The following is an 18,678-nucleotide window of genomic DNA, read 5'->3' on the forward strand; positions in this document are numbered from 1 at the left end:
ATTGTGACAATATACTCATTTGCACAGCTACATTTAATGCAATAAATTAGTCTTCAATTGAAAACTTATAAATCCTAATCATATGTCAAAAACGCACGACGCTAAAAAGGAAACGAAAAAGAAGCCTGCCAAAACGCTGAAGGAAAAGCGCGCGGAGAAAAAAATGAAAAAAGCTGGCAAGTAATAAGGTTGCCACATCAAATAAAAAGGCAGCGTAGTCCGCTGCCTTTTTTTATATCATACTCACCGCCGGTATTAGAACGAATCTTTCTCCTGGCGACGCATAGCTTCCTGAGTTGCTTCCATCTCTTCCATGTTCTGACGCAACTCTTCTTCTTGTGCGCGGAGTTGCTCCGTCTGAGATTTAAATTGATTTACAAGATGTTGCATCTTCTCTGTATTCTTCACTGACCCTAACGTGGACGCGGTAATCTCACCAACCTTTTCCATGAACTCGATCTGATACTTCTCGAATTTGTCAAAACCGGCAAGTTCGATAACAGCTTCAACCTTTTGATTGTATTTCATCGGCACAACCAAGATCGAAGTCGGTGTGCTATCGCCAAGCCCCGAAGTAATTTCGGTGTAGCCATTTGGAACGTCAGTCAATAAAGACGGCGTGCCTTCTAAAAACACCTGTCCTATAATGCCAGAACCAATCTCCAAACGCTTGGTCATATGTTTCTTGCGGTTGAAAGCATAACACGCTGTCATCTCAAGATATTCATGTCCGTCTTCAAGATCCTCTTGCACAACGAACAAACATCCCTGTTGCGCGTTCATATATTTCGTCAAAAACACCAGCACGTCATAGCTCAGTTCAACGATATTATTATTGTTTTGACGGATAACGTCCGAGAATTTTGCCAAGCCCTCCGTGATCCAATTTCGAATTTCATCTTGAGCCTTGATCGCCTTCATTCGATCACGCATTTGCATCAATTCACCCGCGAGGTTGCTTGTATTCAATTTTTCATTATCCTTCGAAATCCCCTCCCATTGAGCAGCAAAATTTCCATTCGATACCTGGCTGATAAAGGCCGTCGCTGCCTTGAAATTTTTAATCGAATTGTCAATCACCTCATTTTCGTTCACAACTTTACCCGAGCTTGCACCACCTGGGTTGAATAAAAACTCCTTGTTATTCTTCTCTAGTTTCAAGAACAAATCTCTTCGGGCAATGCGGTCATTGTTGATTTTATAAATCATAAATATCAATGTTGGGAATGCAATCAATCCGAGTATAATTTGGAAAACTAAGTTTAACTGATTCGCACGTTCGTATGACTTCATTGCCTCGCGGTCTAACTCTTCCTCGAAGGTTCTCACGAGCGAGTTTGCTTTGTCGTAGCGCTCCCAAGATTTTTTACCTGGGTCGCTGCGCAAAACTCTACGGAATTGGTCCATCTCGTTGTTTTTGATCATCGTGACCATTCCTTCTGCGGTAGCAATAAAATCCTTCGCTACATCATTAAGACTATCGATAGCGCTGGGATGCTGGAATTTTTGTCGGGTGGTAATCTTACGGAGCCGCACGATAATGCTATCCAAATCATTCTTCCCTGTGCTCATCGGACCAAGTAAATCCTGAACTTGCTTTTCCGTTGTTAAGCTGTCATTCCGCACAAGCGCATAACCCCGCATACCAATGTCTACATTTCGAATAACCTGATCCCATATCTGAGTGGATTGCCGAATGGCCTCGCGGGCTTCAACCGTTACGGCATCTTTACGCTGCAATGCAAAGTGATTAAAAAATGCGATCACGGTATTGGCCAGCACAAGTAACAGCAATAGCACGGCAGAGGAAATCAGCGCGTGTCTTTTGATCAGATTAATAATTTTCATAGGTATTATCCTTGAACCTAAGGTAGTAGTTTTTGACGGTATAAAAGTGGAAAAAAATCTCGGTTCTCATCCAAGATGGTAAGGATTTATTGAATAATGCAAAAAACCTAACAATGGGCTCATTGTCAATGTGCTTTCGCGTCTACGACAAACCAGACTTCACGGACTACACGACACCTGCAGGATAAAGCTTAAATCCAATAACCATAATATCGTCGGTTTGTGGATGACCAGATTTCCAACTTTCGATTCGTTCGTCTAATATTTTCTTTTGCTCGTCCATGGGTTTCTGGTGAATATCCAACAACAATTGATTGAAGTTCTTCGACAGAAATTTTGTGCCCTCTTTCCCACCGAACTGATCGCGGTAGCCATCTGAAAAAAGATAGACAATGGTTGGTTCTTCGATCGGTACTTTATGTTTTCGATACGTAAACTCATGCTTCCGCTTACCACCACCAATCGGATGGATGTCGCCTTTTATTTGCGTAAGTTTTCCATTCTGAATGTAAACAAGCGGATTCTTTGCCCCGGCAAATTCGAGTATGCCTTTTTCCTTCCGGAAAATACAGAGCGCTACGTCCATCCCGTCGTTGTTTCCCGTCTTGTCCTGTTGCAACGCGTTTCGAATATCGCGATCCAGTGCCTGCAAAATTTGATCAGGTTCCGCCATTCCACCACCAACAATCCCATTGAGCGCATTGATGCCAATCATTGACATAAAAGCACCCGGTACACCGTGCCCAGTACAATCAGCTGCGACAATTACTACGTCGGGACTATACCAACTTTTTATCTCAGAGAACCAATAAAAATCACCGCTCACGATATCGCGTGGTTTGAACAAGACAAAGGATTCAGCGAGCAGTTTTTGTTGAGCGTCGCGCTTTGGAAGCATGGCTTCCTGAATCCGCTGTGCATAATTGATACTACTTTTAATATTCTTATTCTGCTGATCAATCTTTTTGTTTACCGCAATCTTACGACGGTAGTTTGTGACCAAAACAATACTAAGTATTGCAAGGAGTACGACAACGGCAATAATTGAATTCCGGAACAACGCTTCATTCTCAAGTCTCGCCTCTTGTTCCTGCAATCGTAAGTCGGCGAGTGCCTTGTCTTTACTTAACAAATCAATCTCAAGTTGACGTTTTTCATTCACGATACGCGCTTCCTCGAGTGAACTCGTTGTTTCTTTAAGAGAATAACGGGTTGCTAACAAAGAATCTTCTGCCTTTCTCAGTTGCTGCGATTGCTTTTGTAGTGCTGCGGCCGTATTCTTTTGAACAGCATCCTTTTCCTGCACCTGTTTCTCAAGGGCCTGATGTTCCTGCTGCTTAGCAAGCTCTGCCTGTTGGCGATCGTCGAGCTTCTTCGTGAGTTCGCGGTACTCGTTAGCTTTGTCTGTTAATCCGATTTTGCCACAATATTCGGTCAGCAACGCATAGCACTGCCGTTGTTTCAAAGCATCGCCGTTGTTTAAAGTGATTGCCAATGCACGCTCTAAAGGATCGATTGCCTTTTTATATTTCTTGACCGCGCCGTAGGCTGTTGATACATTGAGCAACGATTCTAATAGATAATCGGATTTTTTTAATTCTTCCGCTACTGCTAACGCATCGAGGTAGTATTCCAATGCTTTGCTGTAGTTTTTTTGATTGCTTAACAGCAAGCCCATTCGATCGTTGCAAAGGTAAAGCAATGATTTATCGCCAGATTTTCGCGCGAGTGAAATGCCTTGCGAAAGGTAGGGCGATGCTTTTTCAGGGTGCTGCTCGGCAACATGAATCTTGGCCAACTCATACGCATAGTACGCGGCTTTCCCGTTTTCTTTCGCTTTGATTGCAGCTTGCAAAAGCGGCTCCAATTCAGCGACTGTTTGCTGAGCTTCGCTGTCGATCACAATTAGTAAACTGGCAACAGCGAATAAAAAACGCATGCAATTTCTTTTCATATTATACCACTACCTACACCCGTTGTAGCGGAAAAAATTTAGGGTGGTGGTTAAATATAATAAGAAAATCCATGCTTAACTCACTGCTCTCTTCAGTGCTTTCAACAAACGCTAAAGAAAAAAAGACTGCCTTAAAAACCTCGTTTCTGAGACAGTCTTCAACATCAATTTTTATACGCCGGTATCATTCATGGAGACACACTAAACAGGGTAGTCTTCAATTCACGCTTAAACGTTTCTTATAAATCTTACGGTCTATTGCAGCGCTGATGAAATAAATACCCGGTTGAAGGGAACTGATGTCGAATACGACCTTACCATTTTCAATCATGTAGCTGACTGACTCTCCTTTGCCCATGTGGTTGTAAACGTTGAATTGTCCATAGTCGCGGGAGCTTGCGGGAAGTACTAAAGCGACAGTTCCATGCGCGGGCACGGGATAGAGTTTCAAGGCGTCATTATCCACATTATTTAAAGAAACCCCTTCTCCGACAGGAGGCTCGACTCCCCAAACCAGTTCACCATTACGATAGAGCGTAATATGATCGTTAAGTTGGTAGTTAAATTCATTTGCACTCGGTATGTATGAATAATCGTCTTCCTTACTTGTAAAATTTTTCCAGCCCTGTCTAATGATTTTGAATTTAAAATTCTTCAATTCGCTGAACGGTTGAACGACTAGACCGGGCGCGTCAAAAGCAATTTCGAGATAATGACTAGCACTATCGCGCGCGGGATCTAACGAAATGATATTACCAGTAGTGGTCACGTTGTCATGACCGATATAATGTTCAATGTACTGTAACGGTAATGCATCATTTTCGCTAAACCAATAACGCACCGTCAATTCGGAGATCGGTACAGCAGTATTGCCGGCGTTAACAAATCGTAGCGCGAAGGGAATTTGCGTAGTCGCTGTGGCAGATCCCCAACTGTACACGACCTTAAGATCTTCTACAACGGGAACTTCCGATGGTTCCGTTCCCCAAACCAAGTCGTCATCGAGATACACCGTCATTTTCTCATTGGCGAATGTCACTTGTGGTACACTATAGCTGTAGTCATTTAATTCGTTAAAGGGTGTGTAGTCGGCCTTACGAATTTTAGTCCGAATAAATGCGTCGGTGGTGTCGCGTGCCTCAAGTACACCTGCTGCTGAAGTGAATCCGAATTCTACATAATAGTTTGCATTTTCATGCGGCGCGCCAAGACCAACACCGCGAAGGGTAACATTCTCTTTGCCAAACTTTGCAAAAATTGTTTCCACCCGTATCGACGCACGTTGATCAACCGTAAACCAATAACGTACTTTCATGCTGCTGTAAGCAATTGGCGCATCGGTATGGTTGATCAATCGGAAGTCCGGACGAATGTTCATGTTTGTCGCCGCGGGTGATGGATCAATATCGGTATTGCGATACAACAAACTTACAGGACTACTGTTCTCAAGACGTGGTGATTTGGTAAGCGCCATAACATCCGTGGCTAGCATTATCAATAGAAATACAAAGACAGTTTCAAAAAACGTTAGTAATGTTTTTTTCATAGGGAAAGGGTTTTGATTAAACACAATAAAAACTACAGCCGTGTTCGGTGAAAAGGGATGGAATACCTCGCCTGAATATGCAAAAGCACACCTGCAAAAAAGAGGCATAGCAAGTTCACCAAATCTGATAGCGAAACCAATATCTAACCCAAGTAAAATTTAGGTATCATGAGCGCTCGAGAAGCTTTACTTGCTCGTGTACTTAGTACGACGTATCAATCCATCAGCTCGTCATCGATCGCTTTCAAGAGACTGTACTCGTCTTGCGTATCGCCAGCGAGTTCCCAGAACATGACACCCGCATAATGATGATCGCGGGCATAAGCAGCTTTCTTGGCAGCTGTTGCAGGACCATCGTAGTAGATTTTGTTGAATTTATCTCCATTGATATCGCCGCCAGCATTTTTCACCATCGTAACAATACTTTTATAATCTACGCTACCACCACTGGCATTAAAGTCACGACCATAGAACGGCATTCCGACAATCGTTTTAGCAGCGGGCCACTGACGATAACCTGTCCAATACGCCAGCCCCCAAGATTCGATTGTGTAATTCGTCGTTCCGTTGGATATTACTTCATCGTAAGCAGAATGTGGACCTTCTTCTGACCATGATCCACGTAAGTCGTAAAGCATGGTGTTGATGTACGTAACTTCGTTGACAATGGCATCGGCGTAGTGCTTGCCAAACCAATTTGATGCAAATACATCCGTCGAAATTTCAATGTTAGCGTCTAATCCCGCGCGAAGGTCTTTCAACAATGCCACTAAGCCATTGCTTTCGGCTGGGATAATGGCCGCGCCGCCAGTCCAGTGTTCCCAATCAATATCAATACCATCGAGACAGTTTGCTTGCACATAACATTTTACACGGTCAACAAACAAAGCACGTGTTCTTTCATTTTTAGAAAGTGTGATAAAACCTTCTGATCCGCCAGCACCACCAATCGAAAGATAAACTTTAACACCTTTTGCATGCGCCGCATTAACAAGCGTCGAAATGTTTCCCTGCACATCAGTTATATTGATATTACCATCGGCTTCAGGAATGGCAAAGGAATAATTGATGTGCGTCAGTTTGTCCCATGGAATAGAAGCAATCGATAACTCCGTTGTTTTCCAATAAGGAAAAAACGCCATCACCACATTATCAAAAGACTTCGGATTCTTGACACAAACTTCGTTACTATCGTCGCAAGAGAATCCCACCGCGGTGAAGATTGATGTGGGTCGTAGATTGGTTGCCCCTTTATCATCATATGCCATTACGGAAAAAGTGTAATGTCCACTTTGCGTGGGCTTCCAATCAAATTTGTACGGTGCAGCTACGGCTTGACCTACTACTTTTCCGTCGATCATAAATTCCACTCTCGTGATGTTTCCGTCGCTATCAGACGCATCTGCCGACAACGTGATTGCAGTTCCTTTAACACCCTTGATCAATGTTTCGCTTGACGGATAAATATTCGATACGGTTGGCGATTGATTTTCCGGCGTTGCATCACCACCATCGCTGCTGCCACAATGAGACAACATGAACAAGGCTAGCGGGGCAAGAAAGAGACATGACATCATTTTTTTCATCTGAGGTTCGGGGTTAGGAGATGGTTTTCTTCAATTTGATGTCGCTTCATTACATGACAATTTTGAATATACGTCCGCGCAATCACACCCAAAAGCGAAATCTCAAATAAATGTGTGCGCAAACATTTTTCAAAACACACACTTATTGCAACGACCCAAAAGACTGTGTATGGCTTTCGACTAAAATAATGTTGATCTGAGTAGATAAACTTGCCTCGGCAATACCTTACTTTTACGGGCGGCTTTAAACTCTAGACCGTGCAGAAATTCGTTGGTAACGCTTCACGTTGGAAGAATTTAAAGCCACAACATCGCGCTTATTAGTTCCTTTTTACCGAGACAAAACCCTCTTTCTTATGTGTCGCCTAAGCAGCCCGTTCTTGTGCATCATTGCATTGCTTTTCATCATGAACTTTCATCCCAGTGTTGCTCAGGTACTGCCCACTGGATTCAGTCGCGTTAGAATAGTAACTGGCATTAACAATCCCACGGCGATGGCATTCGCGCCTACATCAGATGGCCGCGTATTTGTAACAGAGCAAGCCGGGAAACTTCGCGTCATTAAAAACAATGTTCTACTTCCGACACCTGCGCTTTCTCTCACGGTGAGCTCACCTGGAGAACGTGGACTTACGGGTATTATTCTCGATCCAGACTTTTTGGTGAACCGTTATGTATATCTCTACTATTGCCTGCCCAATGGCGCCAATAATCGGATTAGCCGTTTTACATTCACGGGCGACATTATTGATCCAACGTCAGAAGTTGTGATTCTCAACCTTGATCCTTTAGGGTCGGCCACCATTCACAACTCTGGGTGTATGCGTTTTTACAATGGAAAACTGTTTGTTGCTGTCGGTGAAAACTCCGTGGGCGCCAATGCGCAAAATCTGGATAAGAATCTTGGCAAGTTGCTTCGCATCAATGCCGATGGGTCCATTCCCGAAGGCAACCCTTTTACGACAGGGTCAACACAACGTAGAAGTGTGTGGGCATACGGATTACGCAACCCATTTACATTCGATATTCAACAATCGACTGGCAAAATTTACATTAACGACGTCGGTGGTTCTAAATGGGAAGAAATTAGTGACGCAACCGTGGGAGGAAGAAATTTTGGTTGGCCTGCCGTGGAAGGCAACGGCACAAATCCAGCTTATGTAAATCCCATTTTCGCATATGCCCATGGTGTCGGCGATGGCATCGGTTGTGCGATCACAGGCGGCGCATTTTACAATCCGCAAACGTCGAATTATCCAGCGCAATATATTGGCAAATACTTCTTCCAAGATTTTTGTACCCATTGGATAAACTACCTCGACATTAACGCCAACGGTACGGTTACACGCCGGTCATTCGGAACCGGTATCGGAAATAATACGGTTGGATTAAATATTAGTCCTGATGGTAACTTACACTACCTCGATCGCGGATTAGGCACACTTTATAAAATCACATACAACGCTAATGGTGCACCCGCTATTGCCACCCAGCCTGCTCCCGCAAGTGTTTCTGCTGGACAACCCGCAAGTTTTACTGTAGTGGCCACGGGAAATTCGCTTCGGTATCAATGGCAAAAAAATAATGTAAACATCACAGGCGCCACCGCGGCAACCTATACCATCACCAATGCGCAACAAGCCGATGCGGGAAATTATCGCGTCATCGTTTCAAACACTGTGGGAAGTGTTACCAGTGCCAATGCACTCCTAACAGTTACCGCTTTCAATAATCCCCCTGTCGCTCAAATTACTGCTCCTGCAAATGGAAATCTTTACAGCGGCGGTGAAGTGATTTCGTTCAGCGGCACAGCGACGGACACTGAAGATGGTGTTTTACCCGCAAGTGCTTTCACATGGTTAGCGGTATTTCATCACGACACGCATAGTCACGACGGACCCCCTATTGCCACGGGTGTGAAAGCAGGTTCTTACCCTATTGCTACCGTTGGCGAAGTATCCGATAATGTCTTCTACAGAATTTACTTGGTCGTGAAGGACAGCCAAGGATTGTCCGACTCAACGTTTGTAGATCTTCTTCCAAGAAAGTCAACGATTACTGTGGCGTCAGAACCATCGGGACTTCAGATTACACTCGATGGACAACCCGCTGTTGCACCCTTCTCCGACCTCGGTGTAGAAGGTGTCGAGCGCGTGATTGGCCCAGTGTCGCCACAGAATATGGCGGGACAAACTTTTGAATTCGACCGTTGGGCTCATGGTGGACCGGCAACACAAACCATCATCACGCCAGTTGATGATGTGACCTACACAGCCATGTATCGCGTAACAGCAACTGGTGTTTTACGTGAACCGGAGAACCCCGTTACAACAGAAGCTGGACTTACTTACTATTACTATGAAGGTGTGTGGAATGCGCTTCCAGATTTTACAAGTCTTACTATCGTGAAGTCGGGGCCTATCGCCTCGGTTAATCTTTGGCCCAAAAATCGCGATGATGATTACGCATTCAAATGGTCAGGGTATATTAATATTCCCGCAGATGGTGAGTGGACATTTTATACAGCATCCGATGAAGGAAGTCAATTGCTCATTGGCGATAATGTTGTCGTCAACAACGATGGACTACATACCACACGCGAAGTTTCGGGGAAGGTCGGTTTAAAGAGAGGAAAGCATGCATTCAGTGTAACGTTTTTTGAAAGGCTTAACACCGCAAGCATCGCCGTTAGATGGGCGGGGCCTGGCGTGTCAAAACAAGTTATTGGTTCAACTGCATTCTATAGAATTCCGACAACTGCGGCACCGACTGCGAGTCGTTTTTCAGCGGAAAATGTTGATGAAGAAACGACGGGCGTATATCCCAACCCTGCACGTGCCGAGCTAAATGTAGAGGTGGTTGCTTCCCTCGGCGATGTCATCGATATTTCATTGGTAAACATCCATGGACAAGCTGTGAAAGCTTCTCAATTTCAAGCGCAACGTTCAGGAACGAACATCCTTACCACTGGCGTCGAAGAACTTAGTGATGGCATCTACCAAGTTATCGTTCAAACGCCAACAGGAACGCGCAGAACAAAAATTCTTGTCAGACGATAGATGAACATACTGCCTCGGAAATCCCGTCGCCCGAGGCAGTCTCTTGTTGAAAGCAACATTGTATTTGTCTAACAAACCATTCACCGAACTCGGCTCTTGAGTCAATTCATCAAACATTTTTTTGTATAAACTGTCGACGCCCTTGTCCAACCCGACGTATCGGATTTTTCGACTTGTATCTTGGCTTAGGAATTTAGTACTTTGTTTGACGAAAAAACTACACCGTGAAAATTTTAATCGTTGATGACGAATCGTTAGACCTCTTCATTGCAAAAAAACTGTTAGGCCTTGAATTCGAAGTGGAAGGATTTACTTCCTTACAAGAAACTGTTGCGTGGGCAAAGTCGAATCAGTTTGATGTGGTACTCGTTGATTACTACCTCGGCCCAGGAATCTTCGCACACCATGTCCTCAAAGAATTGCTCGCGTTGAGAAATAAGAATTATAAGGCATTTGTTCTTTCGAACCACGTCGACGACAATCAATCCCGTGAATTAAGGGCAGCAGGCTTTGATGACATCATCTACAAACCATTGACGCTCGATAAATTTAAAGATTATTTGAAGGGTATTCACTGATCTATAGATCATCATCGGTGAAGAGATAAAGTTGATCTTCGAAACCTTTGATCGTCGGCGCAAGGTTAAAATTCGAGAGCGAAATCCCCAATAAACGCACACGCACTGCTTCTGTGTCCGTAGCCATTAAAAGTTGACGTGCTGTTTCAGCAATCACATCTTTATCGTTTGTTCCGATCGGAAAAGATTGACTTCGCGTTACTTGTGAAAAGTCAGAATACTTTATTTTCAAGGTAATAGTTCTCCCCTTGAGATTCCGTTTCTCTAAACGATCATGCACGGTAGCGGCAAGTTTCTCAAGCTCCTCAACCATGTATTGCGTTTCTTTTAAATCATAGGGAAAAGTATCTTCAGCGCCGACGGATTTAATTTCCCGATGGGGTTGCACGGCACGATCGTCAATGCCTCTTACGATCTTATAGAAAAAACGACCTGACTTCCCGAAGTAGCGCGTCAAATCCGACTCTGAAAGTTTTTTTAGATCTGCGCCCGTATGAATTCCCATACGTTTCATTTTGTCGGCAGTGACTTTACCCACGCCAAAAAATTTTTCTACCGGGAGCGACTCCATAAACGAAACAATCTTAGAAGGTCCGATAAAAGTTAAACCATCCGGTTTCTGCATGTCGGACGCGATCTTCGCGACAAACTTACTAACAGAAACACCCGCTGACGCCGTGAGGTGAAGTTCATCTTTGATCGATTGCTTTATCAACTTCGCGATATCGATGGCGGAACCGATATTCAACTTGTCTACGGTAACATCGAGATACGCTTCATCGAGGGAGAGCGGCTCGATGAGATCTGTGTAACGCGAAAAAATTTCTCTAATCTTTCCTGACACTTCTTTGTACACCTCAAACCGCGGTCGAACAAAGATCAACTGCGGGCATAATTCCTTCGCACGTCGTGATGGCATTGCTGAACGCACACCATACTTTCGAGCTTCATAGCTAGCCGTCGCGATAACACCACCCCTGCCCTCGGGAGATCCGCCGACAGCGATAGGTTTACCTTTATACTCAGGATTGTCACGTTGTTCGATAGACGCGTAGTATGCGTCCATGTCGATATGAATGATCTTTCGAAGCGTCGGTTTATCTGAAGGCACCTCTTCCATGACCGATCAAACTGGATTGGTTACTCGAAGGTTGCAATCATGGGAAAACTCTCGAACTTGTTCACACCATGTTTCACACTTGGATCATTTGCTTCGATGGCCGCGAGTTGACTTTCGTCGTCGATGCGAACAATCGCCACACCGTAAACACCAGCAGGATCGAGCACCGGACCGAACGTAATACAGATGCCTTTTTGAATTAACACCTTCCAATAAAAAATATGCTCTTGCATAATCGCTTTTTCAGCATCGGTCATATCATGCGCAAACGTTGATCGCGGAGGAATCAACTTCATAAAAAATGTTTTCTTCATTGGCGATTAATTTCTGGAAAAGAATGAGCCATCGATGTGGCGCTTTATTTTGGAAGTCTAAACCGAACCTTCACCCTCATTTTGCCAGCAACCGGTTCGCCACCTTTGCGTGTGGGAGTCCATTTCGGTCCATTTTTTATCAAACGCATCACTTCGTCATCACAACCATAACCGATGCCGCGCACCACACGGAAATCGGATAAATCTCCTGATGCTTGCACTGTAAATTGAATTGTGACTTTACCTTCAATTTCATTGGTTAAAGCTTGCTGTGGATAACGCATATTACCTTCCAGATACTTCTTAAACTCAGCACGTCCGCCCATTGGTGTCGCAAACTCCAATCGATCTGGATCCTCTTCTACTTTTTCTGCGCCGTATCCGACAACAACAATTTCGTTTAACTGCGTCATGTCATTTACCATCGCAACGTTCACCTCGTTTTCTTGATTCACTTTCACTTCTTTGCTTTCCATCCCTATGAAAGAGAAAACCAAACTTGGATTAATTTCATCGACGTTCAACTTGTAGTTTCCTTCACCATCTGTTACCGTTCCATAGTTTGTTCCTTTCACCAATACATTTACGCCAGGCAAACCATCGCCATCTTCCGCGTCAGTTACTTTACCGATAATCACTTGCGTTGACCCATCAGCCGATGGTAACTGAGTTGCGTAACCTCTAATCGTAATTTGATCTGGTGATTGTTCCGTTTCTGCTTTCGCTTTCTTCGATTCGTGAATTATTCCAGAATTAGATCGACTTGCCGGAGCAATCTCATCATCAGATGTACGTCCAGCAAGTGACTCAACTGGTTTTGGTTCGAGCGTCAATGTAGAATCGCTTGCAATTTGATCATGAGCAGGTGGTGCAGCTGCTACTGGTTCACGATCGTTTTCTCGAACTGCGAGTTCTGCCGCGACATCTTTCTGTAGATCAGCTTCAGCCATACGTTTATCCTGTAGAGAATACGAACGTGCTAGAGGCTTCGTATCCGCGAAAAACGTGTCGGGAACAACCGCAGAAGGTTGAGCGGCATTATTCTGGGGAGCAAGTGACTCCTTCTTATGTTCTTCTGACGGCTTTTGCTTCGTTGCTTCGTTCTTCGAAAGCAATTGGTCTTCGTTATCTGTAAACTGCCAGACCACAAACGAGCCTATTATCACCAGCAACAACCCTGCGGCTATACGCAACGTCCAGGTCCAAAGCGGAATAACTTTTGGCTTATGCTCTACACGTTGCTGCAGTGATTTTTGAAGCGTGCTTAAATCAGCTGCCCATTCCTGTACATCGATGGAAGAAGCACCTTCCAACGCTTCGGCTAGGAAAGGATCTTGAAGCGCTTTCCGTTCCAAGGCATTCCGTTCGGCATAAGACAATTCGCCGCGCAAGTACTTATCGATATCGTCTTTCAAGTCACGCATTTTTTTCCATGCAGATCTTTAAATTACGTTTCCCATTTTGAATGTAGCTCTTCACCTTATTGTCGTCATATCCCGTGAGCGCCGAAATTTCACGATAACACTTTTGCTCCAAATAGAACAGCTGCACACACTGTTTTTGTTCGGCCACGAGCGTTCCCATGCAATCTTCCAATTTACTGAGGTTTGACTCCAATTCCGGCTCCTCACCAGGATGCTCAGTGGCGTCATTTTCCATAAGCAACGGAGAAATTTCTTCAAAATTTTTCCCCTTTCGTGCCCGAAGCTGCATTAAACAATGATTTTTCGCCATTACGTACACCCATGCCCGGAAATTAGCCACTTCATGCTGATGTAGACTGGTGGCCAGCTTTTCGAAAAGTTGCATCGTAGCATCCTTACTTTCGTCGCGATCTTTCAAGTATTTCAAGCAAACGCCGTATACCATGCTCATATAGCGGTTATACAACACACCCAAAACGGCGAGATCACGGCCCGCTTTGTACTGCTGCAAAAGCGCTGAGTCTGTTTTTATATCGAGGCGATCCGAAGACATGAAAACGAAAAATAAAAAAAATATCGAACAGTCTATGGAATTCTTTCGACGGGAGCATCCATTACAAAATAAATCACCGACTGACCAATGAGAACATTCATATTGATGATGACTATGCTGTTGTGTTACACGGCAGGCATCGCGCAAGAGACACGGAATATTACCGGCAAAGTGACTAATGAAAACGGTGACGCACTTACCGGTGTATGCGTTGTCGTGAAAGGCACCACGTATGGAATTGCTACCAACGCGGAAGGGATGTTCACGCTCACCGTATCCACATCGCCGACAACATTGATTTTTTCTTTCGTCGGATTCATTACGCAAGAAATTGAAGTGAAAGAACACACAATGGTTAATGTCGTCTTAAAAGAAGAAATCACAACGTTACAAGAGATCGTCGTCGTGGGCTACGCCGAACAAAAAGTATCTAACTACAATGCGGCAGCAGTATCATCAAAACCCAACAAAGGCGAACGCCGAAGAGCAGCCGCCCAAGCCAATAAGTTTTCAATTGCCGATGCTGTTCCTGAAGACTTTAACACTGAAGAATACGATGGTATCAACGAAAATATTTTTCATGGTGCGTTACAAAATCCACTTTCGACATTTTCCATTGATGTTGACGCTGCGTCGTATAGCAATGTAAGGCGTTTCATCAATCTTGGACAACGGCCTCCCAAAGATGCCGTGAGGATTGAAGAAATGGTAAATTACTTCAACTATGATTACGCTAAACCGAAAGATGAAGCTCCTTTTGCCGTTCATACAGAAATCTCAACTGCGCCATGGAACAGCAAACATCGATTGGTCTCGATCGGTCTTCAAGGGAAACAAATTCCAACGAAAGATCTTCCCGCTTCCAACCTGGTGTTTCTCATTGACGTATCCGGATCGATGAGCGATGCTAATAAGTTACCTTTATTAAAGTCGTCGTTCACCATGCTTGTGCAGGCATTACGAGAAGAAGATTTTGTTTCAATCGTTGTCTATGCAGGTGCCGCTGGTCTCGTATTAGAACCTACTTCCGGTGCCGAAAAGAATAAAATTATAGAAGCGCTAGATCGTCTTGAAGCTGGAGGATCTACAGCAGGTGGTGAAGGTATTAATCTCGCCTACGATATCGCAAAGAAACATTTTAAGAAAGACGGAAACAACCGTGTGATCTTGGCTACCGATGGTGACTTTAACGTTGGCGAGTCGAGCAACGCATCCATGGAAGAGCTGATAGAAGAGAAAAGAAAAGAAGGTGTATTTCTAACGGTGTTGGGTTATGGCATGGGCAACTATAAAGATTCGAAGATGGAAACGTTGGCGGATAAAGGAAATGGCAACTATGCATACATCGACAACCTGACAGAGGCGCGAAAAGTATTGGTGAATGAGTTCGGCGGAACACTCTTCACCATTGCAAAAGATGTGAAACTTCAAATCGAATTCAATCCCACAAAAGTTCAAGCGTATCGATTGATTGGATACGAAAACAGAGCAATTAAAGACGAAGACTTCAACAACGATAAAAAAGATGCTGGCGAATTAGGATCTGGACACACAGTCACGGCACTGTATGAAATCATCCCTGTAGATGTACAAAGTGATTTCTACAAAGTTGATCGTTTGAAATATCAAACAACAAAAATAACAGACGAAGCAAAAAAATCGGGAGAGTTAATGACAATCAAACTACGTTATAAGAAACCTAATGAAGAGACGAGCGCATTAATGGTTCATTCGTTAATTGATTCTGACACAGAATTATCTCGCACGAGTGACAATTTCAGGTGGTCAGCATCGGTGGCTGCATTCGGCATGCTCCTTCGTGAATCGGAGTATGTTAAAAATTTCAGCTATCATGATGTTGTGGAACTTGCACAGTCAGCAAGAGGGAAAGATAACGAAGGCTATCGCATTGAATTTATCAACATGGTGAAGGCATTTGGGCCGATCGCGCGCAAATAGTTACGAAGGGAATAATGGTTCACAAAGTGATGTTGCTTTGTGAACCATTGTAGCACCATTAAAAGAATCCTGATGGCGAAATTTTCGGTTTTGTAAGCTTATAGTTTCGAAATCCAAAAAGTTGCCGCCCCTGCAGAAGTCGCTGTTCGATAAAAGTCAGCAATCGGTATTTGGGTAGATCGTGCTTGTGAAGCGCCTTCTTGGAGCATGGAAGTTGAAGCGTTTCCGACCAATCCATCTTGGCAATCCATTCTTTCATGGCTTGAGGATGTTCATCTGTATAGACTTGCAGCTTATTCAAATCTCCGTATTCAAACTGCTCTGGTCTATTCTTAAATCGTTCAATCATCGCTTTTAGTCCACGATAATTTGCGTGATGATTTTTATTTTTTCGCTGCATGATTGCCGGCGGGCGAACAAAACCGTAATGATGAATACATGCGTCGATCGGCACCACGCTTAGTTTTCTCGTCCCTTTTTTCTGATAGTAATCAACACCATCAAAATCAGGAATTCTCCTGAACGACTGAGCGTCGCGCCACGAATGAATTTGAGGATCATTTCGAACAATTCTGATTTCTCTCGGATACCAGGCGTGTGACACTACATAATGATTATAGTCACCCCAAAAATGTTTGTAAGAAAATAGCAGCCCTTCGACAGACGGCTCGTGAAAATATTTTAGGCAGGCATCCTTCACTGCGGGGAAGTACTTTTCATGAAGCACTTCATCGCTCTGTATGTAGAACAGCCAATCGCCCGTGCATGCCCGCATCGCGATATCAGTCTGCCGAGCATACTCCATCCCGTGCGGGAAATGCTCGAGATCCCACGCCGTCCGAATGATTTTGATCTTAGGAGAATCAATGCTTAGAATTTCTTTCTCGGTGCTGTCGTCTGGATCGTTGTCACCTAGCGCGACAACGAATTCGTCCACTAACGGGAGAATAGAAGTAATAGAAGCCTTTACTGGATAGTAAAGTTTAGATGCATTTCGGGCGAACGTGAATCCAGAAATTCTCATAGGTTGGTATTCCTAAAATAAGCGAAAAATTTATATGCCAGAACATGCAAAAGGTTTAGTATACTATATTTTACGTTGCCTTAACGTGGGCTTCTCATGCGCGGCGGTAGCTGTTGGCGTTCCACACGATTTGTTTCGTCGGGAACAGCCTTTAAAGACGCGAAAGATGCATTTCTGATACGAAGTGCCGCTCGCATTTTACGCCTTGGGCTTTCTGCTTTCAGCTTTAAGCTTTATTTTTAGGCCCTCATGGAAGAATTCGAAGAGACCCCGCGGCAACATTATACAGAAGCCCAGAAGAATAGCATTTTTAATAACGAGTTTATGCCGCACATAAACTCGATGTACAACTTCGCATACCGCCTTACATTAGATGGGGATGATGCAAAAGATCTATTGCAGGACACATACTTAAAGGCCTATCGATTCATTGAATCTTTTCAGCAAGGAACTAATGCCAAAGCATGGCTGTTTCGAATTCTGAAAAACAGTTTCATCAATGATTACCGGAAGAAGAGTAAGGAACCTTCGAAGGTAGATTATCAGGATGTAGAGACGTATTACAACTCGGAAGATGTTGATCGCCAAATTACGCCCGATCTTCGCGTGGAGGCGCTGAAAGATATGATCGGCGATGAGATTTCGAATGCGCTCAACAGTTTGGATGTAGATTTTAAGACCGTAATTATATTGTGCGACCTGGAAGGATTTAAGTATGAAGAGATGGCGAAGATATTGGACATCCCCATTGGAACCGTACGGAGCCGCTTACATCGCGCACGCAATCTGCTCAAAGAAAAATTAAGTACATACGCCAAACAAATGGGTTATAAAAACGCCTAACTACCTATGAGTACACCTGACCCGAAAAACATGAAGCAGGATTGTTCGAACAAACGTGAATGCCTGGAAATGCTTCAGCTTATCTTGGATGGCGAAGCAACAGCCGAACAAAAGGAGCACTTCTTGAAAGAGCATCTTGAAGAATGCATGCCGTGCTACAAAAATTATCATCTCGAAGTAGCCATTCGCCAATTGTTAAAAACAAAGTGCTGCCACGAAGCGCCACAACAGTTGGTCGATGACATCAAAACAAAAGTTATTCAAAACCTTTCTCGTTCATAATGCCAGGTAAAGCGCTTATTTTTTGTGCCCCTTCCGGATCTGGTAAAACAACGATCGTGAAACATCTGATTCGTACGAACTCCGATCTTGGATTTTCAATCTCTGCATCAACACGCGATAAACGTGGACGCACTGAGCAAAATGGGAAGGATTATTACTTTCTTACACCGGAAGAATTCAAACAAAAGATTGACGAGAAGGCCTTCATTGAATGGGAGGAAGTTTACGAGGGAAATTTCTACGGCACACTGAAGACGGAAATCGAACGCGTTTGGAATGAAGGCAAAAATGTAATCTTCGACGTCGATGTTAAAGGCGGCCTTAATCTGAAAAAATATTTCGGCGACAAGGCGCTTGCTGTCTTTGTGAAAGTACCTTCCGAAGAAGTGTTGAAAGAACGACTGCACGATCGTGGCACCGAAACACCAGAAAGTTTATCACGTCGGTTGTTCAAAGCAAAATTTGAAATGTCGTTTCAAGATCAGTTCGACGTCGTACTCGTTAACGAAGTCCTTGAGCGCTCACTCGCTGAAGCGCAGCAACTCTACGACGACTTCAAGAAATCGTAAGCGATTCCTATCTTCACGC

General features: G+C 44.0%; 15 protein-coding genes. 6 read left to right on the plus strand and 9 right to left on the minus strand.

All coding sequences use genetic code 11. The features are described 5' to 3' along the window. Window positions 1-255: 255 nt before the first annotated feature. From DQQ10_RS02335 to DQQ10_RS02350, 4 genes are all read right to left on the minus strand, one after another. Complete coding sequence (locus DQQ10_RS02335; protein WP_112745177.1) at window positions 256-1,848, minus strand: GAF domain-containing protein; 1,593 nt, start codon at window positions 1,846-1,848, stop codon at window positions 256-258. 166 nt (window positions 1,849-2,014) lie between these two features. After that, entirely contained in the window at window positions 2,015-3,787 is a 1,773-nt protein-coding gene (locus tag DQQ10_RS02340; protein WP_165823772.1) for a SpoIIE family protein phosphatase, read from the minus strand. Between the two features lie 232 nt (window positions 3,788-4,019). Beyond that, the gene (locus tag DQQ10_RS02345) at window positions 4,020-5,348 is read right to left on the minus strand and encodes a cellulose binding domain-containing protein (protein ID WP_165823773.1); all 1,329 of its coding nucleotides are present in this window, start codon (window positions 5,346-5,348) and stop codon (window positions 4,020-4,022) included. Window positions 5,349-5,563: 215 nt separating this feature from the next. After that, window positions 5,564-6,934 (minus strand): glycosyl hydrolase family 18 protein, encoded by a 1,371-nt coding sequence (locus tag DQQ10_RS02350; protein ID WP_112745180.1) that lies wholly within the window; start codon window positions 6,932-6,934, stop codon window positions 5,564-5,566. A gap of 356 nt (window positions 6,935-7,290) precedes the next feature. Between DQQ10_RS02350 and DQQ10_RS02355 the strand changes: the two genes are divergently transcribed. Next, the gene (locus tag DQQ10_RS02355; RefSeq protein WP_112745181.1) at window positions 7,291-9,993 is read left to right on the plus strand and encodes a PQQ-dependent sugar dehydrogenase; all 2,703 of its coding nucleotides are present in this window, start codon (window positions 7,291-7,293) and stop codon (window positions 9,991-9,993) included. 224 nt (window positions 9,994-10,217) lie between these two features. Beyond that, window positions 10,218-10,571: a response regulator gene (locus DQQ10_RS02360; RefSeq protein ID WP_112745182.1), complete on the plus strand. Its 354-nt coding sequence runs from the start codon at window positions 10,218-10,220 to the stop codon at window positions 10,569-10,571. Window position 10,572: 1 nt separating this feature from the next. Here DQQ10_RS02360 and dinB read toward each other — a convergent pair whose 3' ends face one another. From dinB to DQQ10_RS02380, 4 genes are read right to left on the minus strand one after another with little or no spacing between them, the layout of a single operon-like run. After that, complete coding sequence (dinB, locus tag DQQ10_RS02365; protein WP_112745183.1) at window positions 10,573-11,691, minus strand: DNA polymerase IV; 1,119 nt, start codon at window positions 11,689-11,691, stop codon at window positions 10,573-10,575. A 20-nt stretch (window positions 11,692-11,711) separates the two neighbouring features. Beyond that, window positions 11,712-12,005 (minus strand): YciI family protein, encoded by a 294-nt coding sequence (locus DQQ10_RS02370; protein WP_112745184.1) that lies wholly within the window; start codon window positions 12,003-12,005, stop codon window positions 11,712-11,714. A 44-nt stretch (window positions 12,006-12,049) separates the two neighbouring features. Continuing rightward, entirely contained in the window at window positions 12,050-13,429 is a 1,380-nt protein-coding gene (locus DQQ10_RS02375; protein ID WP_112745185.1) for an energy transducer TonB, read from the minus strand. Then, entirely contained in the window at window positions 13,422-13,982 is a 561-nt protein-coding gene (locus DQQ10_RS02380) for an RNA polymerase sigma factor (RefSeq protein WP_112745186.1), read from the minus strand. Before DQQ10_RS02380 ends, DQQ10_RS02375 begins: the two co-directional genes overlap by 8 nt. 87 nt (window positions 13,983-14,069) lie before the next feature. Between DQQ10_RS02380 and DQQ10_RS02385 the strand changes: the two genes are divergently transcribed. Further along, window positions 14,070-15,941, plus strand: a complete 1,872-nt coding sequence (locus tag DQQ10_RS02385; RefSeq protein WP_112745187.1) for a vWA domain-containing protein — start codon at window positions 14,070-14,072, stop codon at window positions 15,939-15,941. A gap of 58 nt (window positions 15,942-15,999) precedes the next feature. Here DQQ10_RS02385 and DQQ10_RS02390 read toward each other — a convergent pair whose 3' ends face one another. Continuing rightward, window positions 16,000-16,965, minus strand: a complete 966-nt coding sequence (locus tag DQQ10_RS02390; protein WP_112745188.1) for a glycosyltransferase family protein — start codon at window positions 16,963-16,965, stop codon at window positions 16,000-16,002. A 249-nt stretch (window positions 16,966-17,214) separates the two neighbouring features. Between DQQ10_RS02390 and DQQ10_RS02395 the strand changes: the two genes are divergently transcribed. The 3 genes from DQQ10_RS02395 to gmk are packed head-to-tail and all read left to right on the plus strand — an operon-like array spanning window position 17,215 to window position 18,659. Beyond that, window positions 17,215-17,808, plus strand: a complete 594-nt coding sequence (locus DQQ10_RS02395) for a sigma-70 family RNA polymerase sigma factor (protein WP_112745189.1) — start codon at window positions 17,215-17,217, stop codon at window positions 17,806-17,808. 6 nt (window positions 17,809-17,814) lie between these two features. After that, on the plus strand, window positions 17,815-18,090 hold the full coding sequence (locus tag DQQ10_RS02400) for a zf-HC2 domain-containing protein (RefSeq protein WP_245970236.1): 276 nt from the start codon (window positions 17,815-17,817) through the stop codon (window positions 18,088-18,090). After that, window positions 18,090-18,659: a guanylate kinase gene (gene gmk, locus DQQ10_RS02405; protein WP_112745190.1), complete on the plus strand. Its 570-nt coding sequence runs from the start codon at window positions 18,090-18,092 to the stop codon at window positions 18,657-18,659. Before DQQ10_RS02400 ends, gmk begins: the two co-directional genes overlap by 1 nt. The last annotated feature ends 19 nt before the right edge of the window (window positions 18,660-18,678 follow it).

Origin of the sequence: Pseudochryseolinea flava (assembly GCF_003286915.1) — a bacterium.
Taxonomy (GTDB): Bacteria; Bacteroidota; Bacteroidia; order Cytophagales; family Cyclobacteriaceae; genus Ohtaekwangia; species Ohtaekwangia flava.

Coding starts and splice junctions, on each gene's coding strand:
- DQQ10_RS02335 (WP_112745177.1), bottom strand. CDS start 1,848: ATGAAAATTATTAATCTGATCAAAAGACACGCGCTGATTTCCTCTGCC.
- DQQ10_RS02340 (WP_165823772.1), bottom strand. CDS start 3,787: ATGCGTTTTTTATTCGCTGTTGCCAGTTTACTAATTGTGATCGACAGC.
- DQQ10_RS02345 (WP_165823773.1), bottom strand. CDS start 5,348: ATGAAAAAAACATTACTAACGTTTTTTGAAACTGTCTTTGTATTTCTA.
- DQQ10_RS02350 (WP_112745180.1), bottom strand. CDS start 6,934: ATGAAAAAAATGATGTCATGTCTCTTTCTTGCCCCGCTAGCCTTGTTC.
- DQQ10_RS02355 (WP_112745181.1), top strand. CDS start 7,291: ATGTGTCGCCTAAGCAGCCCGTTCTTGTGCATCATTGCATTGCTTTTC.
- dinB (WP_112745183.1), bottom strand. CDS start 11,691: ATGGAAGAGGTGCCTTCAGATAAACCGACGCTTCGAAAGATCATTCAT.
- DQQ10_RS02370 (WP_112745184.1), bottom strand. CDS start 12,005: ATGAAGAAAACATTTTTTATGAAGTTGATTCCTCCGCGATCAACGTTT.
- DQQ10_RS02375 (WP_112745185.1), bottom strand. CDS start 13,429: ATGCGTGACTTGAAAGACGATATCGATAAGTACTTGCGCGGCGAATTG.
- DQQ10_RS02380 (WP_112745186.1), bottom strand. CDS start 13,982: ATGTCTTCGGATCGCCTCGATATAAAAACAGACTCAGCGCTTTTGCAG.
- DQQ10_RS02385 (WP_112745187.1), top strand. CDS start 14,070: ATGAGAACATTCATATTGATGATGACTATGCTGTTGTGTTACACGGCA.
- DQQ10_RS02390 (WP_112745188.1), bottom strand. CDS start 16,965: ATGAGAATTTCTGGATTCACGTTCGCCCGAAATGCATCTAAACTTTAC.
- DQQ10_RS02395 (WP_112745189.1), top strand. CDS start 17,215: ATGGAAGAATTCGAAGAGACCCCGCGGCAACATTATACAGAAGCCCAG.
- DQQ10_RS02400 (WP_245970236.1), top strand. CDS start 17,815: ATGAGTACACCTGACCCGAAAAACATGAAGCAGGATTGTTCGAACAAA.
- gmk (WP_112745190.1), top strand. CDS start 18,090: ATGCCAGGTAAAGCGCTTATTTTTTGTGCCCCTTCCGGATCTGGTAAA.